Source organism: Enterocloster sp. 210928-DFI.2.20, from assembly GCF_020554465.1.
In the GTDB taxonomy this organism is placed as follows: domain Bacteria; phylum Bacillota; class Clostridia; order Lachnospirales; family Lachnospiraceae; genus Enterocloster; species Enterocloster bolteae.
Map to the genome: position 1 here is coordinate 1 of NZ_JAJCHK010000034.1, position 24381 is coordinate 24381.

Below are 24381 nucleotides of genomic sequence, written 5' to 3' on the forward strand. Positions count from 1 at the left end.
AGCACGCGGCTGTTAACCGCGCTGTCGTAGGTTCAAGTCCTACTCGGGGAGTTTTAGTGGAAGTCCATGGCGACCACTACCTTATTCAGGCCCCATGGTCAAGCGGTTAAGACATCGCCCTTTCACGGCGGTAACACGAGTTCGAATCTCGTTGGGGTCATTTGACCAGTTTATGATACGCCGATGTGGCTCAATTGGCAGAGCAGCTGATTTGTAATCAGCAGGTTATCGGTTCGAGTCCGATCATCGGCTTTTACTGTAAAACAGTAAACAATGTTAGAGATTATATAGTTCGGACCTTTAGCTCAGTTGGTTAGAGCAACCGGCTCATAACCGGTCGGTCCTGGGTTCGAGTCCCCGAAGGTCCACTCTTCCTAACTAAAGCAGAATGAGAACTATATTATCTAAATAATGGCCCGGTGGCTCAGCTGGTTAGAGCGCCGCCCTGTCACGGCGGAGGTCGACGGTTCGAACCCGTTCCGGGTCGTTTGCATTTTATAATGCGATACAACATATGCAATTTGGGGTCTTAGCTCAGCTGGGAGAGCATCTGCCTTACAAGCAGAGGGTCACAGGTTCGAGCCCTGTAGGCCCCATTTGTTTTATATCTGCATATAGCTGTGTCATGTAACAATCTGCGGGTGTGGTGGAATAGGCAGACACAAGGGACTTAAAATCCCTCGGTAGCGATACCGTGCCGGTTCAAGTCCGGCCACCCGCATTTTTTTATATTTGCGGCTGTGGTGGAATTGGCAGACACGATGGGTTTAGGTCCCATTGGGAAACCGTGCAGGTTCGAGTCCTGTTAGCCGCATACGTAAGAGTCCTGTGTTTGCAGGGCTTTTTTTATTTCTAAAAAGACACTATATAGGAGCGCAGCAAACAGACCCGATGGTCACCGGGCCTGGCCTCCCTTCTCTTTTTATGATTTTGTAAAATTATGCCCTTAGAATAAGCAGACGGATACCCTAAATATATTTTACAGAATCAGTCGTAATAGTGTTCTACAACATAGTGAGAGAGCGCATCAATGAAGGCGCCGTTTCGAGGCTTCTGTTCCAACTCAAAGCCGAAGACCTGATTCAGAAGAGTACGGTCTCCATGCAGCCATATGGTGCTGATGATGGTGCGGATATTGCGTTCCACACAGCCAATGGATGTATGATATTCCGCGGATATTTCCACGTAAAGCCCTTTGGAAATGTAGATAAGCAGTTCCGGATTGGCAATAGCGCGGATGACACCATAAACTGTGTAGCGGAACCCCACGTAGGAGTTGTTGACGCCGAGGCGCCGGAGCAGGTTGCAGGTTTCTCTTTCGTATTTCATGATGATTCCTCCAGATATCGTTTGACTCCTGTAAAGTTAAACCGGGTATGGGGGTTTTATCAAGTTAGACAGGACGACAAAAAACGATAAATTATGTCGCTAAATGTCGAATGATTAGCCGGGGAAATTCGCAGGTTAAATAGTAGGGGATAAAGGGCGGTATGATATAACTGAGTATAGCAAAAGTAAGGGTTTAAATCCATCTCTTATGACAGCTGCGCTCCCTGCATATGACAGCATACGCAGGTGCTGTGTCCATTGTGGAATTTTTAAAAATTCTGCTTGTGGGATGACGTAGAAACTGCTTAGTTTCAGAAGGGGTATCCGCGGAATAGGGCGCGTACGCAATTCAAAGGATAAAACCGGCTCTGCACTTAGGGAAATGGACTGCAGAGCCGGTTTTATAGTATGATTATTTAATTTGGAGAAAATTTATCCCAGGATTCGTATGGTCATGATATAGCTGCAGCTGTCCCCTGGACAGAGACGCTGTATGTGGTGCCTATGGGAGAGCTGGTCGTCCTCATTCTCATAGATGCCGGAGCCGTTCCAGGGCTCTACGCAGAGGTATGGGGCCGGCTCCGGATATAAGGTCCAGAAAGCAACGGTTTCAAAGCCGGGAAACCCCACCTCCACGCCGTGGCCGGTGGCAGGATTGAGGATGGATACCGCCCGGGAATTCAGCTTGTCAAAGAATACGGCATCATTTTTAAACATTTCGCGCTTCAGCGAAAGGGTACGGCCCCTCAGCCTGGTTCCTGGTTTGGAGGGAGAAAAGTGCAGCTGCTCCAAATCGTAAGGGATGCTGACGGTGTTTTCTTCCTTTTCAAATACCAGCTGGTAATCCTCAAAGGCAAAGCCTTCCTCCATGGGACAGTTAAATCCCGGGTGTGCGCCGATGGCATACCACATGTCGCGCTGGTCTCTGTTTTCCACCTGATATTCCATAAACAGAATGCCGTCCTTCAGCTCATATGCCAGGGAGAGGCAAAAGGCGTAAGGGTATGCCCTATGGGTGTCCGGTGTGTCATCCATGGAAAATATGGCCTTTGCTGGGGACTTCTGTGACACATCAAAGTCCCTTTCACGGCAGAATCCGTGCTTTTCAATGGCGTATATGCGGTCCTCCAGTATAGTCCTGTCATTCCGGCAGTTGCCTACTACGGGAAACAGGAGAGGGGAGCATTTTTTCCAGTATTTCGCGTCACGCTGCCAGATGTATTCACAGCCGGAAGCATCCTTCAGGGAAATGAGCTGGGCGCCCGTGGAGTCAATGACAGCAGTTGTTTTGGAATCCGTAAGTGTAATAAGCATGGTTTAGTCCTCTTTTCTTGGCATTGTATGTTCATGTTCCGGGCCCTGCGTCTTTTCGGCGTAGGGGGCACAGCTTTCCCTGTTTGCCAGATAGAAGGGAAGGTTCATCTTGATAGGAAGCTTGTGGCCTTCCTCAATCCGGTCAATGAGGATTTTTGCTGTCATCTGTCCCATCTCTTCCACGGGTATGTGGATTGTGGTGAGCATGGGGGACAGATACTGGGCTGTGTCTATGTCGTCGATGCTGATGACGGAGAGGTCGTCCGGAATCACCAGACCGGCTTCCTTGATGGCCCTCATGGCGCCTATGGCTGTGTTGTCATTGCAGCAGAATACGGCGGACACGTCGGTTTTGCGGGACAGAAGCTCCTTGGCCCCCTTGTATCCTCCCTCGGAGGACAGGGGAACGTTGACGATGTAGGACTTGGCCGGCCTCAGATTATGGGCGCTAAGGGCAGCGCAGTAGCCTGTGTACCTATCCTCAAACTGTGTTTCCCCTATGAAGCCGATTCTCGTATGGCCCAGTCCAAGGAGGGTATTCATGGCGGCCAGGCTGGCCTGGTACCCGTCGCAGATCACCTGGTCGTACTTGGCTTCCAACAGGTTGAGCCCTGTATAGGCCACGCAGTTAAAGTATTTCTTTAAAAAGCTCAGGGTCTGTTTATCGCACCGGCCAAGAACCACCACGCCGTCCACATGGTTATCCGTTATGAGGCGGAACGTATTGGGGTGGTGAATGTCAATGCCGGTAAAGGAGTACTTTAACACGTAGTTGTGTTTGAAGGCTTCCTTTTCGATGCTGCGGGCCAGTGTGGAGAAAAACAGGTCTGAGTTGGAATCTTCGGCCCTGGCGTAAAGGCAGGCAATGGAGCGGGTGGGGGAGTCAGCAGCTTTAGCTGCGCCTGTCTTCAGACTGCGGGCCGTGGCGTTGGGGGTATAACCGGTGCGGCGGACAATCTCCCAGATGCGGTCCTGGACTTCCTTGCTGGCAACATTGGTGCTGTTTTTGTTTATGACCCGGGAAACGGTGGAGATGGATACCCCTGCTTCCCGGGCGATTTCTTTTAAAGTCATGTCTACCCTCCTCTTACGGGGCATTGAAGGCAAATGTTTCAATCTATTTGCCTTTAGTATACAAAAAATGGACATGGAATACTATAAAATAATACACAAACGTTTGCGTAAAAAAATGCCCGGGAAAAACCAGGGAAAGAAGGGCAGAATCATGGAATATCAATGTTTTTTTAAAGGGTTTTGGTACGCAAACGTTTGGTTTGAATTGCCTTGCCTTGAAATGGTCATATTGCTATAATGACTTTGCAAGTTGGGTAATAAATAGTCAAAAATAAATAGTGTACCGCAAATACATGCTGCTTGATTGATGTAAATGTTAACTATTTAACTAAAATAATGATAAAAATATGCAACTTTTATAAAGGATAAAGGCGGCTGTTTATTACGCAAAAACATGTAGCAAAAATAAGAGAACCATTTGGGGACAGGAGGTCAAACGTTATGAGAAAATCATTAGTAAAGACATTGGCAGTCACAATGGCAGCAGTCATGTGTGCCGGGATGGTATCAGGCTGCGGAGCTGGTTCAGAATCCAAGAAAGCGGATACACAGGCTGAGGCATCGGGAACAGGTGACAGCAAAACAGCGGACAAGAGTTACGAGCTTACGGTCTCAGGCATTGGGGGCAGCCTTAATTATCTTCCTATCTACATTGCGGAGCAGGAAGGCTGGTTTAAGGAAAAAGGACTGGATATTGAGGAGGTGCTGTTCACCAACGGCCCGGTACAGATGGAATCTCTTTCATCTGACGGCTGGGATATCGGCTGCACCGGCGTGGGCGGCGTGTTTGCCGGCGTTCTGGGATACGATGCGCTGGTCCTTGGATCCAGTAATACGGACGACGGAACACAGTATGTATTTGCCAGAAATGATTCAGATATCGTGAAGGCCGGCAAGGGACATAACAGTCTGAGCGATGAGATCTACGGGGATGCGGACAGCTGGAAAGGAAAATCCATCCTGTGCAACACGGGCAGCGTTACCCAGTATGTGCTGATTAAGGTACTGGAAGGCTTTGGACTTACGGTTGACGATGTGAACTTTATCGCCATGGACCCGGCTACGGCTTACAGTGCATTCCTGGCAGGCGAAGGCGACGTGTGTGTGCTGACAGGAGCAGGGGGAACCTTCAAGATGCTGGCTGAATCCGATAAGTATATACCTGTGGCCAGCGGTCCCATGGCGGATTCCGGTCTGATGTGCAGCTTTGTGGCAAATAAGAACAGCTATGCCGATCCGGATAAGTATGAGGCCATGAAGGTGTTTATGGAAGTGTACTTTAAGACCATGGACTGGATGAAGGAGAACAAGGAAAAGGCCATTGACTACTGCGTGGACATGAACGATGAGAACGGAAGCTCCATGGACAGGGAGACAACCGCAAAATATCTGGAGGCCGATACATATTACACACTTCAGGAGGCATGCGGCATGTTAAATGACAAGGCAGAGGGTTCCGACCATTCAGTTATGGACCAGAGGCTTTTAGACGTACTTGATTTCTTCATCAGCGTGGGCAACTATAAGGAAGGCGACCAGGAGAGATTCGTGGGACATACAGATGGAAAGCTGTTAAATGAGGTTCTGACCGAAACCGCAAATTAAAAAGGAGTTGAGATACCGATATGGCAACTGGAAATGAGAAATTAGAGGCTGGCCTTTTGGCGTGGAAAAAGCAGAAATCAAAGGAAGGCCTGAATTACGCCCTGTTAAGCGCGGCAGGCATCATCACGCTTCTGGCCGTGTGGCAGCTGGTAGTAAGCCTGGGTCTTGTCAATGAAAGGATGCTTCCCGCACCCACTCAGATTTTTGAGACCCTGATGTATAAGTTTGCGAATAAGGCCCCGGACGGCAACGTCCTTTGGGTGAATATACTGGCCAGCCTCCAGGTTGCCTTATCCGGTTTCCTGGCAGCCATCATCATCGGCGTTCCCCTGGGGCTGGTCATGGGCTGGTGGACCTATGCGGACCGTTTCATCCGTCCCATCTTTGAGCTGGTGAGGCCGGTTCCCCCCATTGCCTGGATACCCCTGGTAGTGGTGTGGATGGGAATTGGGCTGAAGGCAAAGGCTCTCATTATCTTTTTTACCGCCTTTGTGCCGTGCGTCATCAATTCCTATACAGGCATAAAGCTGACCAACAAGACGTTAATCAATGTATCCAGGACCTTCGGGGCCTCCAATGCGGAGATATTCTGGAAAGTGGGGGTGCCTTCCTCCCTTCCCATGGTATTTGCCGGAATCCGTGTGGCATTGGGAAATTCCTGGTCCACCCTGGTGGCGGCAGAGATGCTGGCAGCCAGCGCGGGACTGGGATATATGATTCAGATTGGCCGTACAGTGGCCCGCCCGGATATTGTAATCGTGGGTATGGTGGTGATTGGCGCTATCGGAGCCATTCTTTCAGGATTTTTGTCCAGGGCGGAAAAATATTTCCTGCGCTGGAAGGTAAACAGGTAGGAGGGAGTAAGGAATATGGATGTAGCAAGCAAACAGCAGAAAACACTGAAAAACGTCCTGTACTACGGCCTGCCTGTACTGGCAATCCTGATGATTGCCGTGGGTTGGGTCCTGTTTTCGGGCAGTCACCCGGAGCTGATGCCCGCCCCGGCCGACGTATGGGCGCGTTTTGTGAAAACATTTACCAAACCCATTGCAAAGACCTCCCTGGCAGGACATGCATGGGCCAGCTTAAGGCGTGTACTCATGGCACTGCTTATCGCATGGGCCTTTGGTATTTCCTTCGGCATTCTCATTGGGTGGAATAAAAAATGCAAGGCATTCTTCGGCAGTATATTTGAGGTCATCCGCCCCATTCCACCCATTGCCTGGATTCCCATTGTAATCATGTGGTTCGGCATCGGAGAATTTCCAAAGGTGCTGCTGGTGTTCATCGGAACCTTTGTGCCGTTAGTCATCAACACCTCCACGGGGATTGAGATGGTGGATAAAATCAATCTGGATGTAGGCCATGTATTTGGCGGAAATAACAGGCAGATACTGACGGATATCGTTATCCCCACAGCCCTGCCCTCCATCTTTGCCGGAATACGGACCTCGGTCAGCTCAGGCTGGACAACGGTGCTGGCGGCTGAGATGTTAGGAGCCCAGAAAGGACTGGGAGCATTGGTGACCAGAGGCTGGCAGGGAAGCGATATGGCCCTGGTACTTGTCTCTGTCATAACCATTGCAATTATTGGCGCCCTTTTGTCACTGGGGCTTCAGAAACTTGAGAAGGTGGTGTGCCCGTGGAACAACTAAATAAGCGAATGGAAATAAATGGGATATCCAAGACGTTTTACAGCGATAAGGGATATTTTACAGCCATAAAGGATGTGAGCTTTGATGTAAACGACGGCGAATTCCTGGTAATCCTGGGACCGGGGCGCTGCGGCAAGACCGTGTTACTCAACATCATTGCAGGACTGGAGCAGCAGACCGAAGGAAAGGTTGTGTACAACGGCAGGGAGTGGAAGGGCGTAAACCCGGAAATCAGCATGGTATTCCAGAAGCTGGCCCTGATGCCCTTTAAGACGGTTATGGAAAATGTGGAGCTGGGTCTTAAATTCCGCGGCATGTCCAAGGGACAGCGCAGGGAGATTGCACAGCATTACATAGAGCTGGTGGGCCTTAAGGGATTTGAGAAATCCTATCCCACCCAGCTGTCGGGCGGCATGAAGCAGAGGGTGGGAATCGCCAGGGCGTATGCGGCGGATCCCAAGCTGTTAATCATGGACGAGCCCTTTGGACAGCTGGACGCCCAGACCCGCTATCAGATGCAGGAGGAAATCTTAAGAATCTGGGAAAAGGAAAAGCGTACCGTCATATTTGTCACCAACAATATAGAGGAAGCCTGCTATCTGGGAGACAGAATCATCCTGCTCAGCGACTGTCCGGCCACGGTAAAGGAAGTATATCCCATCAGCATACCCAGGCCAAGGGATATGGTGAGCGGGGAATTCCTGAAGCTGCGTACGGTTATTTCCGACAACACTGATTTAGCAATTTAATAGGAGGACAAAAATGCCTGAAAGAGAGGATACCCGGCCCATAAAAGTCGAGGTCAGGAATCTTACAAAGCGATTCGGCGACCTGCTGGTGCTGGACGATATGTCATTTAATATCCGTAAAGGCGAGTTCGTGTGTGTAGTAGGGCCTACAGGCTGCGGAAAGACCACATTTTTAAACTGCCTTACCAGGATTCATATGCCCAGCGAGGGCGATCTGTATATAGACGGGGTCCCTGCGGACCCGCGCAAACATAACATTTCTTTTGTATTTCAGGAGCCAAGCGCCCTTCCGTGGCTGACCGTGGAGGACAACCTGGCCTATGGACTTAAGATTAAGAGAATTCCCAAGGCTGAAATCGACCGCAGGGTGAACCAGATACTGGATCTGATGGGACTTCAGGAGTTCAGGAAGGCTTATCCGGGCGAGCTGTCCGTATCAGCGGAGCAGAGAATCATCATCGGACGTTCCTTTGCCATGCAGCCCGACCTGCTGCTGATGGATGAGCCATATGGACAGATGGATGTGAAGATGCGTTTTTATCTGGAGGATGAGGTTATACGTCTGTGGAAGGAACTGGGGAGCACAGTGGTATTCATCACCCACAACATAGAGGAAGCCGTGTATCTGGCGGAGCGCGTGCTGATTCTCAGCAACAAGCCGGCGAAGATAAAGGAGGAGGTACGGATTGACCTGCCAAGACCCAGGGATATCACATCCTCCCAATTTATCGAATACCGCAACTATATAACTGACAAGATTAAATGGTGGTAGAAATATAGAATCAGGAGGATTGAAAACATGAAGGTATTATGTCTGCCGGAGCCAGGAAACCTGGTGATAAAAGATTTGCCTATGCCGGAGCTGAAAGAAGGACAGGCAATCGTAAAGATGGAAATGTGCGGTATCTGCGGTTCGGATGTGACTGCTTACAGGGGAGTGAACCCCACCATGCGCTATCCCATTAACGGGCTGGGCCATGAGGGCGTGGGCATCATCCAGGAAATCGGGGAGAATGACAAGGGGTTAAAGCCGGGAGACCGTGTGGCCCTGGAACCCTATGTACCCTGCAACAAGTGTCATATGTGCGCGGCAGGGCGTTTCAATAACTGCGCGGATCTCCATGTGTGCGGCGTACATAAGGACGGCATGATGTCCGAATATTTCCTTCATCCGGTGCAGCTTTTATATAAGCTTCCCGATGAACTGACCTTTACCCATGCAGCCCTGGTGGAGCCCTTAACCATCGGCCTTCACGGGGCCACCAGGGCCAGAGTATCAAGGGGAGAGCATTGTGTTGTGTTCGGCGCCGGTATTATTGGCCTTATGGCTGCATTTGCCTGTATTAATTACGGCGCAACCCCCATACTGGTGGATGTGCTGCAAAAGCGCCTGGATTACGCAAAGGAGCTGGGAGTACCATGCACCTTTAACTCCAAAGACGGAAATGTGGAGGAATATCTGCGGGAGGTGACAGGCGGTAAGCTGCCTGAGGCCATGATTGATTGTACGGGAGCGCCGGTGATCCTGGAGAACATGCATAATTATGTGTGCCATGGAGGACGGATTGCCCTGGTGGGATGGCCCCATGACCCGGTATTGATTAACACGGTGCGCCTGATGCAGAAGGAAATCGACGTATGCCCGTCCAGAAACTCCAACGGGAAATTCCCGGAGGCCATCAGTCTGGTAAACGAGGGCAAGGTACCCACAGACGCCATCATAACAAAAATGATTGAACTGGACCAGGTGGAGGATACCATAAAGGATATGATTCAGTCCCCGTCCGATTATCTGAAAGTCATCGTGAACATCTGAGAAGGAGAAAAGCATGCTGACAACCACTTATGAAATGCTTCAGAAGGCTTATGAAGGACATTATGCGGTTCCCGCCATCAATACCCAGGGGGGAACCTATGACATCATACGGGCCGTATGTATGGCTGCGGAGGAGCTTCGTTCCCCTGTTATATTGGCCCACTATGTGAATACCGGGGCCTATTCAGGCCATGACTGGTTTTATGAGACGGCAAAATGGATGGCCGGCAAGGTATCTGTGCCGGTTGCAATCCATCTGGATCACGGGGACAGCTTTGAGCGCTGCATGGAGATGCTGAAGCTGGGATTCACCTCTATTATGTTTGACGGTTCCGCCCTGCCTGTGGAGGAAAATGCGGCTGCCACAGAGGCAGTGGCCAGGGTGTGCAGGTCCTTTGGCGTGCCGCTGGAAGCGGAAATCGGCGAGCTGTGCCGCCTGGATGACAGGGGAAACAAGATAGGCGCATCCAATATTGCGGATCCGGATGTGGTGAGGCAGTATCTTAAGCTCTGCCATCCCGATTCACTGGCCATCGGCATCGGCAATGCCCACGGGTTTTACAACGGCCCTGTGGATATCCGGGTGGAGGTGCTGGAGGAGTGCAGGAAGTTTACAGATATACCCTTTGTTCTTCACGGCTGTACGGGTATGGATGAGGAGCTGGTGAAGCGCTCCATTGACAGCGGAGTGGCCAAAATCAATTTCGGCACCCAGGTGCGCTGCCAGTATGTGAACTATCTGAAAGAGGGGCTGGCTGAGGGGAAGGACCAGGGCCATGCCTGGAAATTATCACAGTACGCGGAACTGCGGCTGCGCGAAGATATAAAAGACATTATCCGGCTTGCAGGTTCTAAGGAAAAGGCATGACGCTGCAGGGGATGAAACGTCGGAAAAGGAAGGTAAAATATGACATTGATTCCATTGAGGCCTCTCATGGAGGCTTCTGTTAAACATGGATTTGCCCAGGGCGCTTTCAACGTCAATGCGGTGGCCCAGGCAAAGGCTGCCATCCAGGTCCATGAGATGTTCCGCTCCGCTGCCATACTGCAGGGGGCCGACCTGGCAAACGGCTTTATGGGGGGAAGATGCGACTTTATGAACGCGACCCTGGAGGATAAGAAAAAGGGCGCTGAAAATATTGCCGGGGCCGTGAAAAAATATGGGGAGGATAGCCCCATACCCATTGTCCTTCATCTGGACCATGGGCGGGATTTTGACTCCTGTGCGGCCGCCATAGCAGGGGGATATACCTCTGTGATGATAGACGGGTCGTCCCTTGCCTTTGATGAGAATGTGGAGCTGACCCGGGAGGTGGTGAAATACGCGCATGCAAGAGGCGTCAGCGTGGAAGGGGAGCTGGGAGTGCTGGCCGGGGTGGAGGACCATGTGTTTTCAGAGGGATCCACTTATACCAATCCCTTAAAGGCAGTTGAATTTTTCAGGAAGACCGGCGTGGATGCCCTGGCCATATCCTACGGAACCATGCACGGGGCTTCCAAGGGAAAGAATGTAAAGCTGCGCAAGGAGATAGCGGTGGCCATCCGGGAGTGCCTGAATCATGAGGGTATTTTCGGGGCACTGGTATCCCATGGCTCGTCCACGGTTCCGGCCTATATTGTGGATGAAATCAACGGGCTGGGAGGCACGCTGACCGGCACCTATGGAATTGCCGTCAGTGAACTGCAGGAAGCGGCCAGATGCGGTATCAACAAGATTAATGTGGATACGGACATCAGGCTGGCTGTTACCCGCAATATGAAGGAGTTTTTCGCAGGGAACCCGGAGAAGAGAAACAGCAGCTCCATCGGGGCCATCTATGAGCTTTTAGAGTCTAAAAGAGAGCAGTTTGACCCAAGGGTATTCCTGACTCCAATCATGGATACGGTGATGACCGGCGTCATACCGGATGAGGACACGGCAGCCATAACGGACTGTATTGAACGGGGCGTGAAGGAAGTGGTGGGAACCCTCATCGTACAGTTTGGCTCTTACGGCAAAGCTCCCCTGGTGGAACAGGTTTCCCTGGAGGAGATGGCTGAGCGCTATAAGAAAATGCAGATTTAATAAAATCCAGATTGAATCAACAAGAAAGGTGGTAGAGGCAATGTCGGCAAATGTTCTGGTGGTCCATGGCGGCGGCCCCACAGCTGTTATCAATGCTTCCCTGTATGGCGTAGTGGAGGAAGCCAAAAGCTCCGGCAGCATAGGCAGGGTGTACGGGGCAATTGGCGGAAGTGAAGGAATCCTGAAGGAGAGTTTTCTGGATTTGATGCAGTATCCGGAGGAAAAGCTGAGTCTTCTGCTTCAGACGCCGGCCACCGCAATCGGATCCTCAAGGTATGCCCTTAAACAGGAGGACTACAATGCCATGGCGGGAATCTTCCGGAAATATGGAATACGGTATGTACTCCTCAACGGGGGAAACGGAACCATGGATACCTGCGGCCGCATCTTTGAGGCGTGCAGGGGAGAGGACATCTATGTGGTGGGAATTCCCAAGACCATTGACAATGACATTGCCATAACAGACCATACTCCGGGATATGGAAGCGCGGCCAGGTTCATTGCCGCGTCCGCCGCAGAGGTGGGAGCGGATGTCAAAGCCCTGCCCATCCATGTGTGCGTCATGGAGGCCATGGGACGCAACGCAGGATGGATTACAGCTGCGTCTGCCCTGGCCAGGAAGAAGCCGGGGGATGCGCCCCATCTGATTTATCTGCCGGAGCGTCCCTTTCATGAGGAGGAATTCCTGGAGGATGTAAAACGCCTTTACGATGAAAAGGGAGGCGTGGTGGTGGTTGCCAGCGAGGGGCTTAAAAATGAAAAAGGAGAGCCCATTGTGCCTCCTATTTTTAAGGTTGGGAGAGCGACTTACTATGGGGATGTCAGCGCTTATCTGGCGAATCTGGTCATTCAGAAGCTGGGAATCAAGGCCAGAAGCGAAAAGCCCGGTCTTTGCGGAAGGGCGTCCATTGCCTGGCAGTCTCCTGTGGACCGGGACGAGGCAGTTCTGGCCGGCCGTCAGGCGCTGCGCACAGCCATGGCCGGCCGCAGCGGCGTCATGGTCGGCCTTATACGGGATGAGAAAGAGGACGGCGGGTATCATGTCCATACCTCGGCCATACCCATCAAAGAGGTGATGCTTCATGAGCGGGTTCTGCCGGATGAGTACATAAATGACAGGGGCAATGATGTGACGGACGCGTTTCTGAAATGGTGCAGGCCTCTTATCGGACCAGAACTGAGGGATTTTGTGGATTTTAAAGAAGAGTATGAAAAGATGGGAGTGGGAAAATGAAACACATATTTCTGAACCTGAAACGGTTCGATATACCCAGGGAGTACGGAGGGGTCAACGGTGTGGCGCCCATGGAGGAATGGGGGAGCTATATTGTTCAGAACACCCAGGAAAAGCTGAAGGCGTACAGCGCAGAGGATGTGGAGTTCGTCATGTATTTCCCGGAAGCCCATCTTATTCCGGCAGTAAAAGCCCTGTGTGAGCACAGTCCGGTTAAGATTGGCTGTCAGGGAGTGTACAGGGATGATACGGCTGAGAACGGCAATTTCGGCGCATTTACCACCAACCGCACGGCCAATGCAGCTAAGGCAATGGGATGCAGTTCTGTCATTATCGGACACTGCGAGGAGCGCAGGGATAAGGCCGGAATCCTGGAAGAAGCCGGGGTCACGGATGAAGACGCAATAGGAAGGCTGCTGAATCAGGAAATCAAGGCAGCCATCCAGGCCGGTCTTACCGTTCTTTACTGTATCGGAGAAACAGCCGGTGAACAGGAACACTGGCAGGAAGTACTGAAATCGCAGCTGGAAACAGGGCTTAAGGATGTGGATAAGGAGAAGGTGGTCATTGCTTATGAACCCATATGGGCCATCGGGCCAGGCAAGACGCCGCCGGATGAAGCATATATCACGAAGATTGGTACCTATATTAAGGAGATGACCGGAGGGATGGATGTGGTCTATGGAGGCGGACTTAAGACGGACAATGCCAGGATGCTGGCTTCGGTTCCTGTCATGGACGGCGGCCTGATTGCCCTCACCAGGTTCCAGGGACAGATTGGATTCTATCCTGAGGAGTATCTGGAGATCGTGCGCACCTATCTGGAGCGAGACTGAATATTACGAACCCAATTGAAAATCACAGGAGGATTATCATATGAAGTTATCATTTGAATATGGTGCGGGGCTTATGGCGGCAGAGCTTCCTGACAACACCGACGTGTTCATACCCGGCGAGACTGTGGCAGACCCGCCCTGTATCCCGGAGGACCAGCTGGTGGAGAAAACCCTGGAATCCATACGAAACCCCATGGGAATGGAGCCACTGTCCAAACTGGCCCATAAGGGCTCCAAAGTGACCATCATTTTCCCGGACAGGGTAAAGGGAGGGGAACAGCCCACTTCCCACAGAAAAATATCCATTAAATTGATACTTAAGGAGCTGTACGGCGCGGGAGTGGAGAAGAAGGACATCCTTTTAATCTGTTCCAACGGACTTCACAGGAAGAACACGGAGACGGAAATCCACAACATCCTTGGGGATGAGCTGTTTTATGAGTTCTGGCACACACATCAGATTATCAACCATGACAGCGAGGATTACGAGCATCTGGTGGACCTGGGCACCACGGACCGCGGCGATCCGGTGCTCATGAATAAATATGTGTATGACAGCGATGTGGCAATCCTGATCGGACACACCCAGGGCAACCCCTACGGCGGCTACTCAGGAGGGTATAAGCACTGCGCCACGGGCATCACCCATTGGCGATCCATAGCCTCCCACCATGTACCTGAGGTCATGCACCGGAAGGATTTTACTCCGGTCAGCGGAACGTCGCTTATGAGGACAAAATTTGATGAGATTGGCCAGTACATGGAAAAATGCATGGGAAAGAAGTTTTTCTGCTGTGACGCAGTGCTGGACACCAGGTCCCGTCAGATAGAGATTAACAGCGGATATGCAAAAGTCATGCAGCCCCACTCCTGGATTACGGCGGATAAGAGGACCTATGTGCCGTGGGCTGAAAAGAAGTATGATGTAATGATATTCGGCATGCCCCAGTTCTTCCATTACGGCGAGGGCATGGGCACCAATCCCATTATGCTGATGCAGGCCATCTCGGCCCAGGTCATCCGGCATAAGCGTATCATGAGCGATAACTGCGTGATTATCTGCTCTTCCCTGTGCAACGGCTATTTCCACGATGAGCTGTGGCCCTACACCAGGGAAATGTATGAGATGTTCCAGCACGATTTTATGAATACCTTGCCGGACATGAACCGGTACGGCGAATACTTCGCCACCAATGAGGAATACATCAGAAAATACCGTTACTGCAATGCGTTCCACCCATTCCACGGCTTTTCCATGATTAGCTGCGGTCATATCGCGGAAATGAATACCTCCGCCATCTATCTGTGCGGCGCCCAGGAACCGGGCTATGCCAGGGGGATGGGCCTTAAGACCAGGGCCACCATCGAGGAAGCGCTGGCTGACGCCAGAAAAAAGTTCGTGGGACAAAATCCCAATATCCTGGCCCTTCCCCAGACCTTTAAGCTGGGCGCCGTCCATCTGATGATGAAGGATGAGGCGTATGAAGGTAAGGGACAGGAGGACTGCGGGTGCGCGTGCCATATGCATGGTAAGCTGATGTAAACCTTAGGAAAACAGAATAAGAGGCAATGTACACTGCCGTATCAACACCCTCCCTTTTATGGTATTGCGTTTATTTTGCGCAAACATCCATAAAACGGGAGGGTTTTTTGCCGGTTTCTGATGACTCATAAAAACTGGTATAGAATTAAGCTATAAACCCGGCTTCCATCTTAGTTATTTTAAATTGTACAGTCCGTTGAATTTGGATTAAAATAAAAACGCGATATTTTAATGCTTTAATATCCATCACATGCAGAGGAGAAGGACTATGTCAACTACTATGGAGGAAAAGCCTGTCTCTGGCAGCAGCCAGATAAATCCGCTGGGACATCTGACGAGACAGCAGCTAAAGGAACTGGAGCAAAAGGAAAAAACACGCGGTCAGAAAATCCTGGACCTCGTTATTATGCTGCTTCCGGTTATCTGCGGTTTTATCGCTGTTATCGAGTACTGGGAGGTCCCAAACGGAAGTCCAAACAGCCATCCTTACACCTATGTGTGGGCAGTGGCAGCCTTTATGACTGCATACGCACTCTATGCCCTTGCAGCCGGGATTAAATACTGGAAGGGGGACAGGCGGACTGCGGAGGACCTGCGCTACCGAGCGCCTTTGTTTTCTGCTTTTTTTCTCCTGCTTACCTTTTATGATTATCTGACTCTGAAAACTGGCATCCTGTCCCAGCCCTTTGTTCCGTGTATGAACAGCATATTGAACATTGCATGGGAGGACCGGGCTTATCTGCTTGAATGTACGCTTCACACGCTGCGCCTGCTGTTTTTGGGATATTTTATCGGAATTGCCCTGGGATTGGTTACGGGAATTACCTGTGGTTATTCTGAGAAGGCGCGGTACTGGATTAATCCCGTTATCAAATTTCTGGGACCTATTCCCACCGCAACCTGGATTCCCATTATCATGGTTGTGGCAGCCTCCCTGTTCAGGGGAGCCGTGTTTATCATCGCCCTTGGCTCCTGGTTTGCAGTTACCGTGGCATCCATGTCCGGCATCCAGAATGTGGACAAGGATTTCTTCGAGGCCGCAAGGACCCTGGGGGCAAGTGAGGGGCAGCTTGTATTCCGGGTGGCGATTCCTCATGCAATGCCCTCTATTTTACAGGGCTGCACCCAGGCCATGAGCTCCTCATGTGTTGCAATCATGATTGCGGAGATGATGGGGGTAAAGGCAGGACTTGGATGGTATATGAACTGGGCTAAATCCTGGGCGGCCTACAACAAAATGTTTGCAGCGCTGTTTGTCATCTGTTTTATTTTTACTATTGTGACAAAGGTGCTGGATTTGATTAAACGCCGGGTTCTCAGGTGGCAGAACGGAGTAGTGAAATAATGGCAGAAAATACAGTTATCCTTCGGTTGGACAATGTATCAAAAAGTTTTGCAAAGGTGGAGCACGACGAGGTTACCCACGCGTTAAACGAGGTGAATCTTTCCATGAAGAGCGGTGAATTTATCAGTCTTGTGGGGCCGTCGGGATGCGGAAAATCCACCATACTCCGCCTTGTGGCCGGGCTGATTCCGCCTACCACCGGCTATCTGACCGTAAATGGGGCGCAGATTACAGGGCCGTCGCCGGAGCGGGGAATGATGTTTCAGAAACCCACCCTTTTTCCATGGCTGACAGTGGAAAAAAATATTTCCTTCAGCTTAAAGCTGCAGGGAAAGCTGAAGGGGAATGAGGAGAAGGTAGAGAGGATGCTTAAAATTATCGGTCTTGAATCCTTCAGGAACGACTACCCGGGACAGCTTTCCGGCGGCATGGCACAGCGGGTTTCACTGGTGCGGTCTCTGATTAACGAGCCGGATATACTGCTGTTAGACGAGCCCCTGGGAGCGCTGGACGCATTCACACGTATGAATATGCAGGATGAAATCTTAAAGGTGTGGCAGGAGAAAAAGCAGCTTGCGCTCATGGTTACCCATGATGTGGATGAAGCTATTTATATGGGAACCCGGGTCATTGTCATGGACGCGCATCCGGGGCGGGTGGTTTCTGATATTAAAATAGACCAGGCCTACCCCAGGGAGCGCTCATCGCAGACCTTTGTGGCCTGCCGGAATGAAATCCTCAACCGCCTGCACTTCGGCGGAAAAAACAGAGGTCAGCGGTAAATGGGACAGGACCCTGCAAAGAAAAAAACGCAGACCCCATGGTTTGTGTACATAAATAACTATTAAAAGCAAAAAGGAGAACAGTATGATGAAAAAGACAAATGCGAAACGCATTCTGGCGGCAGCGCTTGCGGGAATGATGGCCTTATCCCTGAGCGCCTGCGGGGAACAGGGGGGAGGCTCTCCCACAGAAGGCGCAACCACAGAAAGCGCATCCACAGCAGCTGTGGCAGCGGAGACAAAAGCGGAAGCAGGGTCAGCGGCAGAGCCACAGGATTCCGGGAAAACCGGTGAGGAGGCAACCGGAGGCGCCGCCCGCCCGGAGGCTGTGTCCCAGGAGGATTGGGAGGCCATGCAGAAGGAGCCTGCCTTCGGAACAACATTAAATTATCTGTTTAACGGAGGGGCCTGCGTGTCTGCGGTATACCTTGCCGAGGCACTGGGCTATTATGAGGATTACGGTATTAACGCGGAATACATTGAAGGAGAGTCTGTTGTGATCACGGTTGGCACAGGGAAGTGCCTGTGGGGAACAGACCATATCGCAACCATGCTTGTGCCGGTGACAAACGGTGTAGATATGACATTCGTAGCAGGAGCCCACATGGGCTGCAAATCTATCTACGTATTCAATGACAGCGAGATAAAGACGGCTGAGGATTTAAAGGGAAAGACCATTGCCATCCATGACGGCATCGGAAACTCCGACCAGAATATTATCTACCGAATGCTGGACGGGGAGGGGATAGACCCTACCTCTGAGGTGGAATATCTTGATATCGCAGACAGCGCGGCCAGCGTTGCGGCTATGGAGAGCGGCGAGATAGACGCTTCCATTTTCTCGGATTATTTTGTAATCGCCAATTACAGAGATAAGATGCGCAAGGTATGCTCCATTACCCCCGGCGATGAGTTCGAGGGAGAGGTGTGCTGCGCAACCGCCATGAACAATGATTTTCTTGCGAAGAACCCGGTTCACGCAAAATACATTGTTATGGCGATTAAACGTGCAGGGCAGTATGCCCGTCTCCACTCTGAGGATGCCGTGCAGTTAATGTTTGACACCAATAAGATGACAGGTGAGTTTGAAAATCAGCTGGAGTTCTGGGATTCCCTGGATTTCGGCCTGTCTGACGCAATCACAGAGGAGGCCCTTGGCAATATTGCAGCCGACTACATCCGCCTGGGAGTGATCCAGAAGAAGGAGCTGACAGCAGACGATGTCATGAAGCTTGCATGGACAAACGCGTGCCCGGATGAGGAGGTCCCGGGACTGACCGTGGGAGACCCGAAAGACGTGGAGGGACGTACCGTAGAGGTTCAGCAGAAGGGGGAATAAATTAAGAGACTGGTAAGAAAGGCGCATAGATACGCTTAAAAGTTCCCGGGGCGGTGTTGGTTCCCCGGGAACTTTTCTCCTCATGGGGATGGTTCAGGCAGACTGTTTAATATATGGGCAAACGTTTGGCAAGAAAAGCGTTGATTTTTTGCGGACTTTTGCGTATAATTTTCTTAACGGCTGACAGAAGTCAGCATCCAGAATGAACCAGACAAGCGCATTTTAGTGAGATTGAATAAGTTTTAAGAAGTAAGGGATACCAGGAAGGTAGGATGTATTCTCAAGGAATACACTTATTCTGGTATTTTTTTATGCTTTTGCGCCGGGGTGCGGATTGAGTTCATGGCGTCTGCGCTTACAGGAATAGGATGTGAGTGTATGGAATGTAAGTTTATGGAATCCAGGCATACGGACAGGGCATGAAAAAGAAATGGAGAGGAAAATGAGACGAGGAATGAGAACGGGAATGAAATATGCCGTGGCAGCCATGGCGGCCGTGTCCATGGCTGTGACGGGCTGCGCAGGCAGCGGAACAGGAAACAGCGCTAAGGACAGCGGAATATCTGCGGCTGCAGACAGTGCAGGGAGCAGTGCGGGAAACCGTGCAGGAGATATTGCTGGGGACAGCGCGGGAAACCGTGCGGAAAACAGTGCGGGAAAGGGCGCCGGGGAGACGGGGAATAATGGAACAAGGGACGACGTGGTGGTTGTCATGGGACCAACCTCAGAGCCGGAGGCCGGATTTGATCCTGCCTACGGATGGGGGGCGGGCGAACATGTCCACGAGCCGCTGATTCAGAGTACGCTGACCGTGACGACTGCTGACCTGAAAATAGGATATGACCTGGCAACCAGTATGGAGGTGAGCCAGGACGGGCTTACCTGGACCGTGAATATACGGGATGATGTTAATTTTACAGACGGAGAGAAGCTGACTGCCCGGGACGTGGCATTTACATACAATACCCTGCGGGACACCAGCTCTGTCAACGACTTTACCATGTTAGAGAGTGCTGAGGCGCTGGATGATACCACGGTGGTATTTCATATGAAACGGCCCTACTCCATCTGGCCCTACACCATGGCAATTGTCGGTATCGTACCGGAACATGCCTATGGGGCGGATTACGGTTCACATCCCATTGGATCCGGCAGATATATCATGAAACAGTGGGATAAGGGACAGCAGGTCATATTTGAGGCGAACCCGGATTATTACGGGACAGAGCCGAAAATGAAGAAAGTGACCATACTTTTCATGGAGGAGGACGCGGCTTATGCAGCTGTCATGTCCGGGCAGGTGGACCTGGCCTATACGGCTGCGTCCTATTCAGACCAGACCCTCCCCGGATATGAGCTCCTTTCCTTCGAGACAGTGGATAACCGGGGCTTTAACCTTCCGGCTGTAAAGTCAGGCACTGTAACTGACGGCAAAACCGTTGTGGGAAATGATTTTACGTCGGATGTACAGGTGAGAAGGGCTGTGAACATTGGAATTGACAGGAATGAAATGATTGAACATGTTCTGAACGGCTACGGAAGCCCGGCATACAGCGTGTGTGACAAGATGCCCTGGTACAATGAGTCTGCGAAAACAGAGTATGACCCGGAAAAGGCAGCAGAGCTTTTGGAGGAAGCCGGATGGAAGGCTGGAGCGGATGGAATCAGGGAAAAGGATGGTGTCAGGGCCGGATTTACACTGATGTACCCGGCCAGCGATTCCGTACGCCAGGCTCTGGCAGCGGACACGGCCAACCAGCTTAAGGAAGTGGGAATTGAAGTGAAGATAGAGGGTGTTGGCTGGGATGACGCCTATGACCGCGCCCAGACAGAGCCGCTTATGTGGGGCTGGGGCGCCCATACGCCTATGGAGCTTTACAATATTTACCATACCATGAAGGATACCGGCCTGGCGGAGTATTCTCCCTATGCCAATGACAGTGTGGACCGGTACATGGACGAAGCCCTGGCCAGCGGGAATCTGGAGGATTCCTACGAGCTGTGGAAGAAGGCCCAGTGGGACGGGACCGCGGGAGTGACCCAGGATGGGGATATCCCCTGGATTTGGCTGGTTAATATAGACCATCTGTACTGGTCCAGGGACGGACTAAAGGTGGCGGAACAGAAAATCCATCCCCATGGACACGGATGGTCCATTGTAAATAATGTGGACCAGTGGAGCTGGGAATAAAATCAGACAGAATTGTATGTGGGCAGGAAGGATAAAATCATGAGTTGGAAACAGGCGGGTGTTAATTTCATACGGATGGCGGTTCTGCTGGTGCTGGTGAGTATGGCGGCGTTTTTCCTGGTGTCGGTTTCTCCCCTGGATCCGCTTACCACCAATGTGGGGCAGGCGGCCCTTGGAAGCATGAGCAGCGAGCAGATTGCCAGACTCCAGGAATACTGGGGCGTCAACACGCCGCCTGTAACCCGTTATCTGGCCTGGGCCGGTGATTTTCTTAAGGGAGATATGGGTATCTCCCTTTTGTACCGCAGGCCTGTTGCCCAGGTAATCGGGGAGAAGCTGGCCAATTCCCTTTGGATTATGGCGGCGGCATGGATTTTGTCGGGATTGATTGGATTTCTCATGGGAATCATTGCCGGGGCAAAGAAGGGAAAGACTGCGGACCGAATTATCTCTTCCTATGCCCTGGTAACTGCCAGTACGCCGGCCTTTTGGGTGGCTCTGGTACTGCTTGTCGTGTTCGCGGTCTGGCTTAAGTTGCTCCCCATAGGACTTTCTGTTCCAATCGGGGTGGAGGCGTCGGCTGTGACCATGAGGGACCGCCTGATTCATGGCATACTGCCTGCGGCGGCATTGTCCATTACAGGCATCTCCAACATTGCCCTTCATACAAGGGAGAAGATGGCGCAGGTCATGGAAAGCGATTATGTGCTGTTTGCCAGGGCCAGGGGAGAGTCAGAATGGTCCATTATCCGCAGGCATGGAATCCGCAACATCCTTCTTCCTGCCATGACGCTCCAGTTTGCCTCAGTCAGCGAGATATTCGGAGGATCCGTGCTGGTGGAGCAGGTATTTTCCTATCCGGGCCTGGGACAGGCGGCTGTGACAGCCGGATTAGGCGGGGATGTGCCTCTGCTTATGGGAATTACAATTATCAGCGCGGCCATTGTATTTTTAGGGAATTTCACCGCCAACCTCCTGTACGGAACGGTGGATCCCAGAATCAGGAGGAGCAGGGAATGAGCGCACAAAGACACAGATGGAACCGCCGCAAGGCCATGGCTGCGCTGCTGGCGGTATCGGTCCTCCTGCTGGCAGCCATTGCCATTGCCGGCCAGGTATTAAGGGAGCAGGCCCTGGCCACGGATTTCACCAGAAAAAATCTGCCGCCCAGCCTGGCCTATCCCTTTGGGACAGACTGGATGGGGCGGGACATGTTTGTCCGCAGCCTTACAGGGCTATCCATCAGCATACGCATCGGGCTTTTGACAGCATGCATCAGTGCGGTGGTGGCTTTCATCCTGGGAACCATGGCCGCCTGTCTGGGCAGGGTCACGGATGCTGTCATAGGAGGAATCATTGATCTGGTCATGGGAATACCCCATATCCTGCTTCTGATGCTCATTTCCTTTGCAGTGGGAAAGGGATTCTGGGGTGTACTGATTGGGATTTCACTGACTCACTGGACTTCCCTGGCCAGGCTTCTCCGCGGGGAGGTCATACAGCTTCGTGAGAGCCAGTACATACAGATTGCAAAGAAGCTGGGAAAGGGAAGGTTTTATATTGCCTTCAAACATATGACGCCCCATCTGCTGCCCCAGCTTTTTGTGGGCATGGTTCTGCTGTTTCCCCATGCAATTCTTCATGAGGCAAGCATAACCTTTCTGGGCTTCGGGCTGCCGCCGGAGCAGCCTGCCGTGGGTGTTATCCTGTCTGAGAGCATGAAATACCTGGTCATGGGGAAGTGGTGGCTGGCCCTGTTTCCCGGTCTTTTGCTGGTATTTGTGGTGGTCCTGTTCCATTTTATCGGAGATACGCTGAGCCGTCTGCTGGACCCGGCCCAGGCCCATCTGTAAAATCGCCTGTGCCGTGGCAGAGGTTTGTTGTGTAGGAGGTTGTTTTGGAGGAAAAACAAGTCATATTGTCGGTGGAGCATCTGATGATTTCATTTTCCCAGTATGTGGGGGGATGGCGCCAGAGGGAGCTTCCTGTGATTCGGGATCTGAACATAAAGGTACGGGAACATGAGGTGGTGGCCGTAGCCGGATCCAGCGGTTCGGGAAAGAGCCTGCTGGCCCATGCGGTCATGGGACTTCTGCCGCAGAATGCCGCCTGTCAGGGGACGGTTTCCTTTGAGGGAGAAATCCTGACCCAGAAGAAAAAGGAACAGCTTCGGGGGAGCCGGATGGTATTGGTCCCCCAGAGCGTGTCGTATCTGGATCCGCTTATGAAGGTGGGAGAACAGGTACGAAGGGGACAAAAAGACAGGGAGAGCGTGAAGCGCTGCCGCCAATCCATGGGGCGCTACGGGCTGGGAGAGGATACGGAAGAGCTGTATCCTTTTGAACTGTCCGGGGGAATGACCAGAAGGGTACTTATTTCCACAGCCGTGATGGAGCATCCCAGACTGGTTATTGCAGATGAACCCACGCCGGGCCTTCATATCAGCGCGGCCAGGCGTGTGCTGTCCCACTTCCGGGAGATAGCGGACCAGGGGGCAGGGGTCCTTCTTATCACCCATGATTTGGAGCTGGCTTTGGAGGTGGCTGACAGAATCGTGGTATTTTACGCAGGTACCAATGTGGAGGAGGCCCTGGCAGAGGATTTTGAGGATGAGCAAAGGCTTCGCCACCCCTATACCAAAGCTCTATTCCGGGCCATGCCCCGTCACGGATTTAAGGCAGCATCCGGGACCCAGCCCTATGCGGCGGATATGCCCGCGGGATGTCCCTATGGGCCCCGCTGCCCGGACATGGATGAAGGCTGTCTCCAGGAAATTTCTTATCGCAGTTTTCGCGGCGGCATGGTAAAATGCAGGAAGGCGGGAATATGAAGCTGGAAGCTATGAATATTTCTTTCCAATACGACAATGGGAACAGGAAAATACTGAACAATGTCAGCATAAGCCTGGAGAGCGGGGAACGTGTGGGGCTGACAGCTCCCAGCGGTTTTGGAAAGACGACCTTTTGCAAGATACTGGTTGGTTATGAGAAACCGGACCATGGGACTGTGGTGTTAGACGGGAAAAATATTTCTTCCTGTGCCGGTTACAATCCGGTGCAGATGATATGGCAGCATCCGGAACTGTCAGTAAATCCCCGCCTTAAGATGCGGGAAGTTCTGAGGGAAGGGGATTTTGTGGAGGAACGGGTGGTCCGCGGTCTGGGAATTGAACCGGACTGGCTGAACCGGTATCCGGGTGAGCTGTCCGGAGGAGAGCTGCAGCGGTTCTGTATAGCCAGGGCATTGGGGAAGCGCACCCGGTTCATTCTGGCGGATGAGATAAGCACCATGCTGGACCTTATCACCCAGAGCCAGATCTGGGGATTCCTTTTGGAGGAAGTGAAGACGCGGGACCTGGGCCTGCTGGTGGTCAGCCATTCAGAGGAGCTGCTGGAGCGTGTTTGCGGCAGGGTGGTTGATTTGAGGACGGATTAGGGACGGAGCGGCCGGATGATTTGTATGTGGAAGGATTGGAAACGGGACGGCCAAGCCGTATGGATTTGA

22 protein-coding genes and 7 tRNA genes are annotated in these 24381 nt (G+C 51.8%); 26 read left to right on the forward strand and 3 right to left on the reverse strand.

Annotated elements, in window-relative coordinates:
• Positions 1 to 88 precede the first annotated feature (88 nt).
• The 7 genes from LI015_RS22645 to LI015_RS22675 all read left to right on the forward strand — a co-directional run bounded on the left by LI015_RS22645 (position 89) and on the right by LI015_RS22675 (position 814).
• A tRNA-Glu gene (locus LI015_RS22645) sits at positions 89 to 160 on the forward strand.
• Between the two features lie 19 nt (positions 161 to 179).
• Positions 180 to 252 (forward strand) — tRNA-Thr (locus LI015_RS22650).
• Positions 253 to 294: 42 nt separating this feature from the next.
• A tRNA-Ile gene (locus tag LI015_RS22655) sits at positions 295 to 368 on the forward strand.
• Between the two features lie 45 nt (positions 369 to 413).
• Positions 414 to 487 (forward strand) — tRNA-Asp (locus LI015_RS22660).
• Between the two features lie 36 nt (positions 488 to 523).
• A tRNA-Val gene (locus LI015_RS22665) sits at positions 524 to 596 on the forward strand.
• A 41-nt stretch (positions 597 to 637) separates the two neighbouring features.
• A tRNA-Leu gene (locus LI015_RS22670) sits at positions 638 to 721 on the forward strand.
• Positions 722 to 734: 13 nt separating this feature from the next.
• Positions 735 to 814, forward strand: a tRNA-Leu gene (locus LI015_RS22675).
• 173 nt (positions 815 to 987) lie between these two features.
• Here LI015_RS22675 and LI015_RS22680 read toward each other — a convergent pair.
• From LI015_RS22680 to LI015_RS22690, 3 genes are all read right to left on the reverse strand, one after another.
• The gene (locus LI015_RS22680) at positions 988 to 1329 is read right to left on the reverse strand and encodes a sporulation initiation factor Spo0A C-terminal domain-containing protein (RefSeq protein ID WP_007038294.1); all 342 of its coding nucleotides are present in this window, start codon (positions 1327 to 1329) and stop codon (positions 988 to 990) included.
• A 432-nt stretch (positions 1330 to 1761) separates the two neighbouring features.
• Positions 1762 to 2643 (reverse strand): aldose 1-epimerase family protein, encoded by an 882-nt coding sequence (locus tag LI015_RS22685; RefSeq protein ID WP_227126429.1) that lies wholly within the window; start codon positions 2641 to 2643, stop codon positions 1762 to 1764.
• 3 nt (positions 2644 to 2646) lie between these two features.
• A complete protein-coding gene (locus tag LI015_RS22690; protein WP_002570683.1) occupies positions 2647 to 3717 on the reverse strand; it encodes a LacI family DNA-binding transcriptional regulator in 1071 nt (356 codons plus the stop codon).
• A 441-nt stretch (positions 3718 to 4158) separates the two neighbouring features.
• Here LI015_RS22690 and LI015_RS22695 point away from each other — a divergent pair, with 441 nt between their 5' ends.
• From LI015_RS22695 to LI015_RS22785, 19 genes are all read left to right on the forward strand, one after another.
• Positions 4159 to 5322, forward strand: coding sequence for an ABC transporter substrate-binding protein (locus tag LI015_RS22695; RefSeq protein ID WP_002566091.1), 1164 nt, complete (start codon positions 4159 to 4161; stop codon positions 5320 to 5322).
• A 20-nt stretch (positions 5323 to 5342) separates the two neighbouring features.
• Entirely contained in the window at positions 5343 to 6176 is an 834-nt protein-coding gene (locus tag LI015_RS22700) for an ABC transporter permease (protein ID WP_002570681.1), read from the forward strand.
• 15 nt (positions 6177 to 6191) lie between these two features.
• Positions 6192 to 6977, forward strand: a complete 786-nt coding sequence (locus LI015_RS22705) for an ABC transporter permease (protein ID WP_002566089.1) — start codon at positions 6192 to 6194, stop codon at positions 6975 to 6977.
• Positions 6965 to 7726, forward strand: a complete 762-nt coding sequence (locus tag LI015_RS22710) for an ABC transporter ATP-binding protein (protein WP_002570680.1) — start codon at positions 6965 to 6967, stop codon at positions 7724 to 7726. The genes LI015_RS22705 and LI015_RS22710 overlap by 13 nt, the downstream gene beginning before the upstream one ends.
• Before the next feature lie 13 nt (positions 7727 to 7739).
• A complete protein-coding gene (locus LI015_RS22715; protein ID WP_002591231.1) occupies positions 7740 to 8498 on the forward strand; it encodes an ABC transporter ATP-binding protein in 759 nt (252 codons plus the stop codon).
• A 27-nt stretch (positions 8499 to 8525) separates the two neighbouring features.
• Positions 8526 to 9542 (forward strand): zinc-dependent alcohol dehydrogenase, encoded by a 1017-nt coding sequence (locus LI015_RS22720; RefSeq protein ID WP_118019620.1) that lies wholly within the window; start codon positions 8526 to 8528, stop codon positions 9540 to 9542.
• Positions 9543 to 9555: 13 nt separating this feature from the next.
• Positions 9556 to 10410: a class II fructose-bisphosphate aldolase gene (locus LI015_RS22725; protein WP_002570678.1), complete on the forward strand. Its 855-nt coding sequence runs from the start codon at positions 9556 to 9558 to the stop codon at positions 10408 to 10410.
• 39 nt (positions 10411 to 10449) lie between these two features.
• A complete protein-coding gene (locus LI015_RS22730; RefSeq protein WP_038294509.1) occupies positions 10450 to 11607 on the forward strand; it encodes a class II fructose-bisphosphate aldolase in 1158 nt (385 codons plus the stop codon).
• Positions 11608 to 11647: 40 nt separating this feature from the next.
• Positions 11648 to 12841 (forward strand): diphosphate--fructose-6-phosphate 1-phosphotransferase, encoded by a 1194-nt coding sequence (locus LI015_RS22735; RefSeq protein ID WP_117626811.1) that lies wholly within the window; start codon positions 11648 to 11650, stop codon positions 12839 to 12841.
• Positions 12838 to 13677, forward strand: coding sequence for a triose-phosphate isomerase family protein (locus LI015_RS22740; RefSeq protein ID WP_002570676.1), 840 nt, complete (start codon positions 12838 to 12840; stop codon positions 13675 to 13677). Before LI015_RS22735 ends, LI015_RS22740 begins: the two co-directional genes overlap by 4 nt.
• Before the next feature lie 40 nt (positions 13678 to 13717).
• Positions 13718 to 15220 (forward strand): lactate racemase domain-containing protein, encoded by a 1503-nt coding sequence (locus LI015_RS22745; protein WP_195633310.1) that lies wholly within the window; start codon positions 13718 to 13720, stop codon positions 15218 to 15220.
• A gap of 268 nt (positions 15221 to 15488) precedes the next feature.
• Entirely contained in the window at positions 15489 to 16565 is a 1077-nt protein-coding gene (locus tag LI015_RS22750) for an ABC transporter permease (RefSeq protein ID WP_227126430.1), read from the forward strand.
• Entirely contained in the window at positions 16565 to 17347 is a 783-nt protein-coding gene (locus tag LI015_RS22755) for an ABC transporter ATP-binding protein (RefSeq protein ID WP_002570674.1), read from the forward strand. Before LI015_RS22750 ends, LI015_RS22755 begins: the two co-directional genes overlap by 1 nt.
• An 85-nt stretch (positions 17348 to 17432) precedes the next feature.
• Entirely contained in the window at positions 17433 to 18686 is a 1254-nt protein-coding gene (locus LI015_RS22760) for an ABC transporter substrate-binding protein (RefSeq protein WP_002566078.1), read from the forward strand.
• Positions 18687 to 19128: 442 nt separating this feature from the next.
• Complete coding sequence (locus tag LI015_RS22765) at positions 19129 to 20877, forward strand: ABC transporter substrate-binding protein (protein WP_227126431.1); 1749 nt, start codon at positions 19129 to 19131, stop codon at positions 20875 to 20877.
• Positions 20878 to 20916: 39 nt separating this feature from the next.
• Positions 20917 to 21897 carry an ABC transporter permease gene (locus tag LI015_RS22770; RefSeq protein WP_227126432.1) on the forward strand — a complete coding sequence of 327 codons (981 nt, stop codon included), beginning with the start codon at positions 20917 to 20919 and terminating at the stop codon, positions 21895 to 21897.
• Complete coding sequence (locus tag LI015_RS22775) at positions 21894 to 22730, forward strand: ABC transporter permease (RefSeq protein ID WP_227126433.1); 837 nt, start codon at positions 21894 to 21896, stop codon at positions 22728 to 22730. The genes LI015_RS22770 and LI015_RS22775 overlap by 4 nt, the downstream gene beginning before the upstream one ends.
• A gap of 44 nt (positions 22731 to 22774) precedes the next feature.
• Complete coding sequence (locus LI015_RS22780; RefSeq protein WP_002566074.1) at positions 22775 to 23707, forward strand: oligopeptide/dipeptide ABC transporter ATP-binding protein; 933 nt, start codon at positions 22775 to 22777, stop codon at positions 23705 to 23707.
• Positions 23704 to 24312, forward strand: coding sequence for an ABC transporter ATP-binding protein (locus LI015_RS22785; protein WP_227126434.1), 609 nt, complete (start codon positions 23704 to 23706; stop codon positions 24310 to 24312). The genes LI015_RS22780 and LI015_RS22785 overlap by 4 nt, the downstream gene beginning before the upstream one ends.
• Positions 24313 to 24381: the final 69 nt, after the last annotated feature.

What these genes read in the sequence shown, in the direction of transcription:
- LI015_RS22680 (WP_007038294.1), bottom strand. Translation starts at nt 1,329, where the DNA reads ATGAAATACGAAAGAGAAACCTGCAACCTGCTCCGGCGCCTCGGCGTC.
- LI015_RS22685 (WP_227126429.1), bottom strand. Translation starts at nt 2,643, where the DNA reads ATGCTTATTACACTTACGGATTCCAAAACAACTGCTGTCATTGACTCC.
- LI015_RS22690 (WP_002570683.1), bottom strand. Translation starts at nt 3,717, where the DNA reads ATGACTTTAAAAGAAATCGCCCGGGAAGCAGGGGTATCCATCTCCACC.
- LI015_RS22695 (WP_002566091.1), top strand. Translation starts at nt 4,159, where the DNA reads ATGAGAAAATCATTAGTAAAGACATTGGCAGTCACAATGGCAGCAGTC.
- LI015_RS22700 (WP_002570681.1), top strand. Translation starts at nt 5,343, where the DNA reads ATGGCAACTGGAAATGAGAAATTAGAGGCTGGCCTTTTGGCGTGGAAA.
- LI015_RS22705 (WP_002566089.1), top strand. Translation starts at nt 6,192, where the DNA reads ATGGATGTAGCAAGCAAACAGCAGAAAACACTGAAAAACGTCCTGTAC.
- LI015_RS22715 (WP_002591231.1), top strand. Translation starts at nt 7,740, where the DNA reads ATGCCTGAAAGAGAGGATACCCGGCCCATAAAAGTCGAGGTCAGGAAT.
- LI015_RS22720 (WP_118019620.1), top strand. Translation starts at nt 8,526, where the DNA reads ATGAAGGTATTATGTCTGCCGGAGCCAGGAAACCTGGTGATAAAAGAT.
- LI015_RS22725 (WP_002570678.1), top strand. Translation starts at nt 9,556, where the DNA reads ATGCTGACAACCACTTATGAAATGCTTCAGAAGGCTTATGAAGGACAT.
- LI015_RS22730 (WP_038294509.1), top strand. Translation starts at nt 10,450, where the DNA reads ATGACATTGATTCCATTGAGGCCTCTCATGGAGGCTTCTGTTAAACAT.
- LI015_RS22735 (WP_117626811.1), top strand. Translation starts at nt 11,648, where the DNA reads ATGTCGGCAAATGTTCTGGTGGTCCATGGCGGCGGCCCCACAGCTGTT.
- LI015_RS22740 (WP_002570676.1), top strand. Translation starts at nt 12,838, where the DNA reads ATGAAACACATATTTCTGAACCTGAAACGGTTCGATATACCCAGGGAG.
- LI015_RS22745 (WP_195633310.1), top strand. Translation starts at nt 13,718, where the DNA reads ATGAAGTTATCATTTGAATATGGTGCGGGGCTTATGGCGGCAGAGCTT.
- LI015_RS22750 (WP_227126430.1), top strand. Translation starts at nt 15,489, where the DNA reads ATGTCAACTACTATGGAGGAAAAGCCTGTCTCTGGCAGCAGCCAGATA.
- LI015_RS22755 (WP_002570674.1), top strand. Translation starts at nt 16,565, where the DNA reads ATGGCAGAAAATACAGTTATCCTTCGGTTGGACAATGTATCAAAAAGT.
- LI015_RS22760 (WP_002566078.1), top strand. Translation starts at nt 17,433, where the DNA reads ATGATGAAAAAGACAAATGCGAAACGCATTCTGGCGGCAGCGCTTGCG.
- LI015_RS22765 (WP_227126431.1), top strand. Translation starts at nt 19,129, where the DNA reads ATGAGACGAGGAATGAGAACGGGAATGAAATATGCCGTGGCAGCCATG.
- LI015_RS22770 (WP_227126432.1), top strand. Translation starts at nt 20,917, where the DNA reads ATGAGTTGGAAACAGGCGGGTGTTAATTTCATACGGATGGCGGTTCTG.
- LI015_RS22775 (WP_227126433.1), top strand. Translation starts at nt 21,894, where the DNA reads ATGAGCGCACAAAGACACAGATGGAACCGCCGCAAGGCCATGGCTGCG.
- LI015_RS22785 (WP_227126434.1), top strand. Translation starts at nt 23,704, where the DNA reads ATGAAGCTGGAAGCTATGAATATTTCTTTCCAATACGACAATGGGAAC.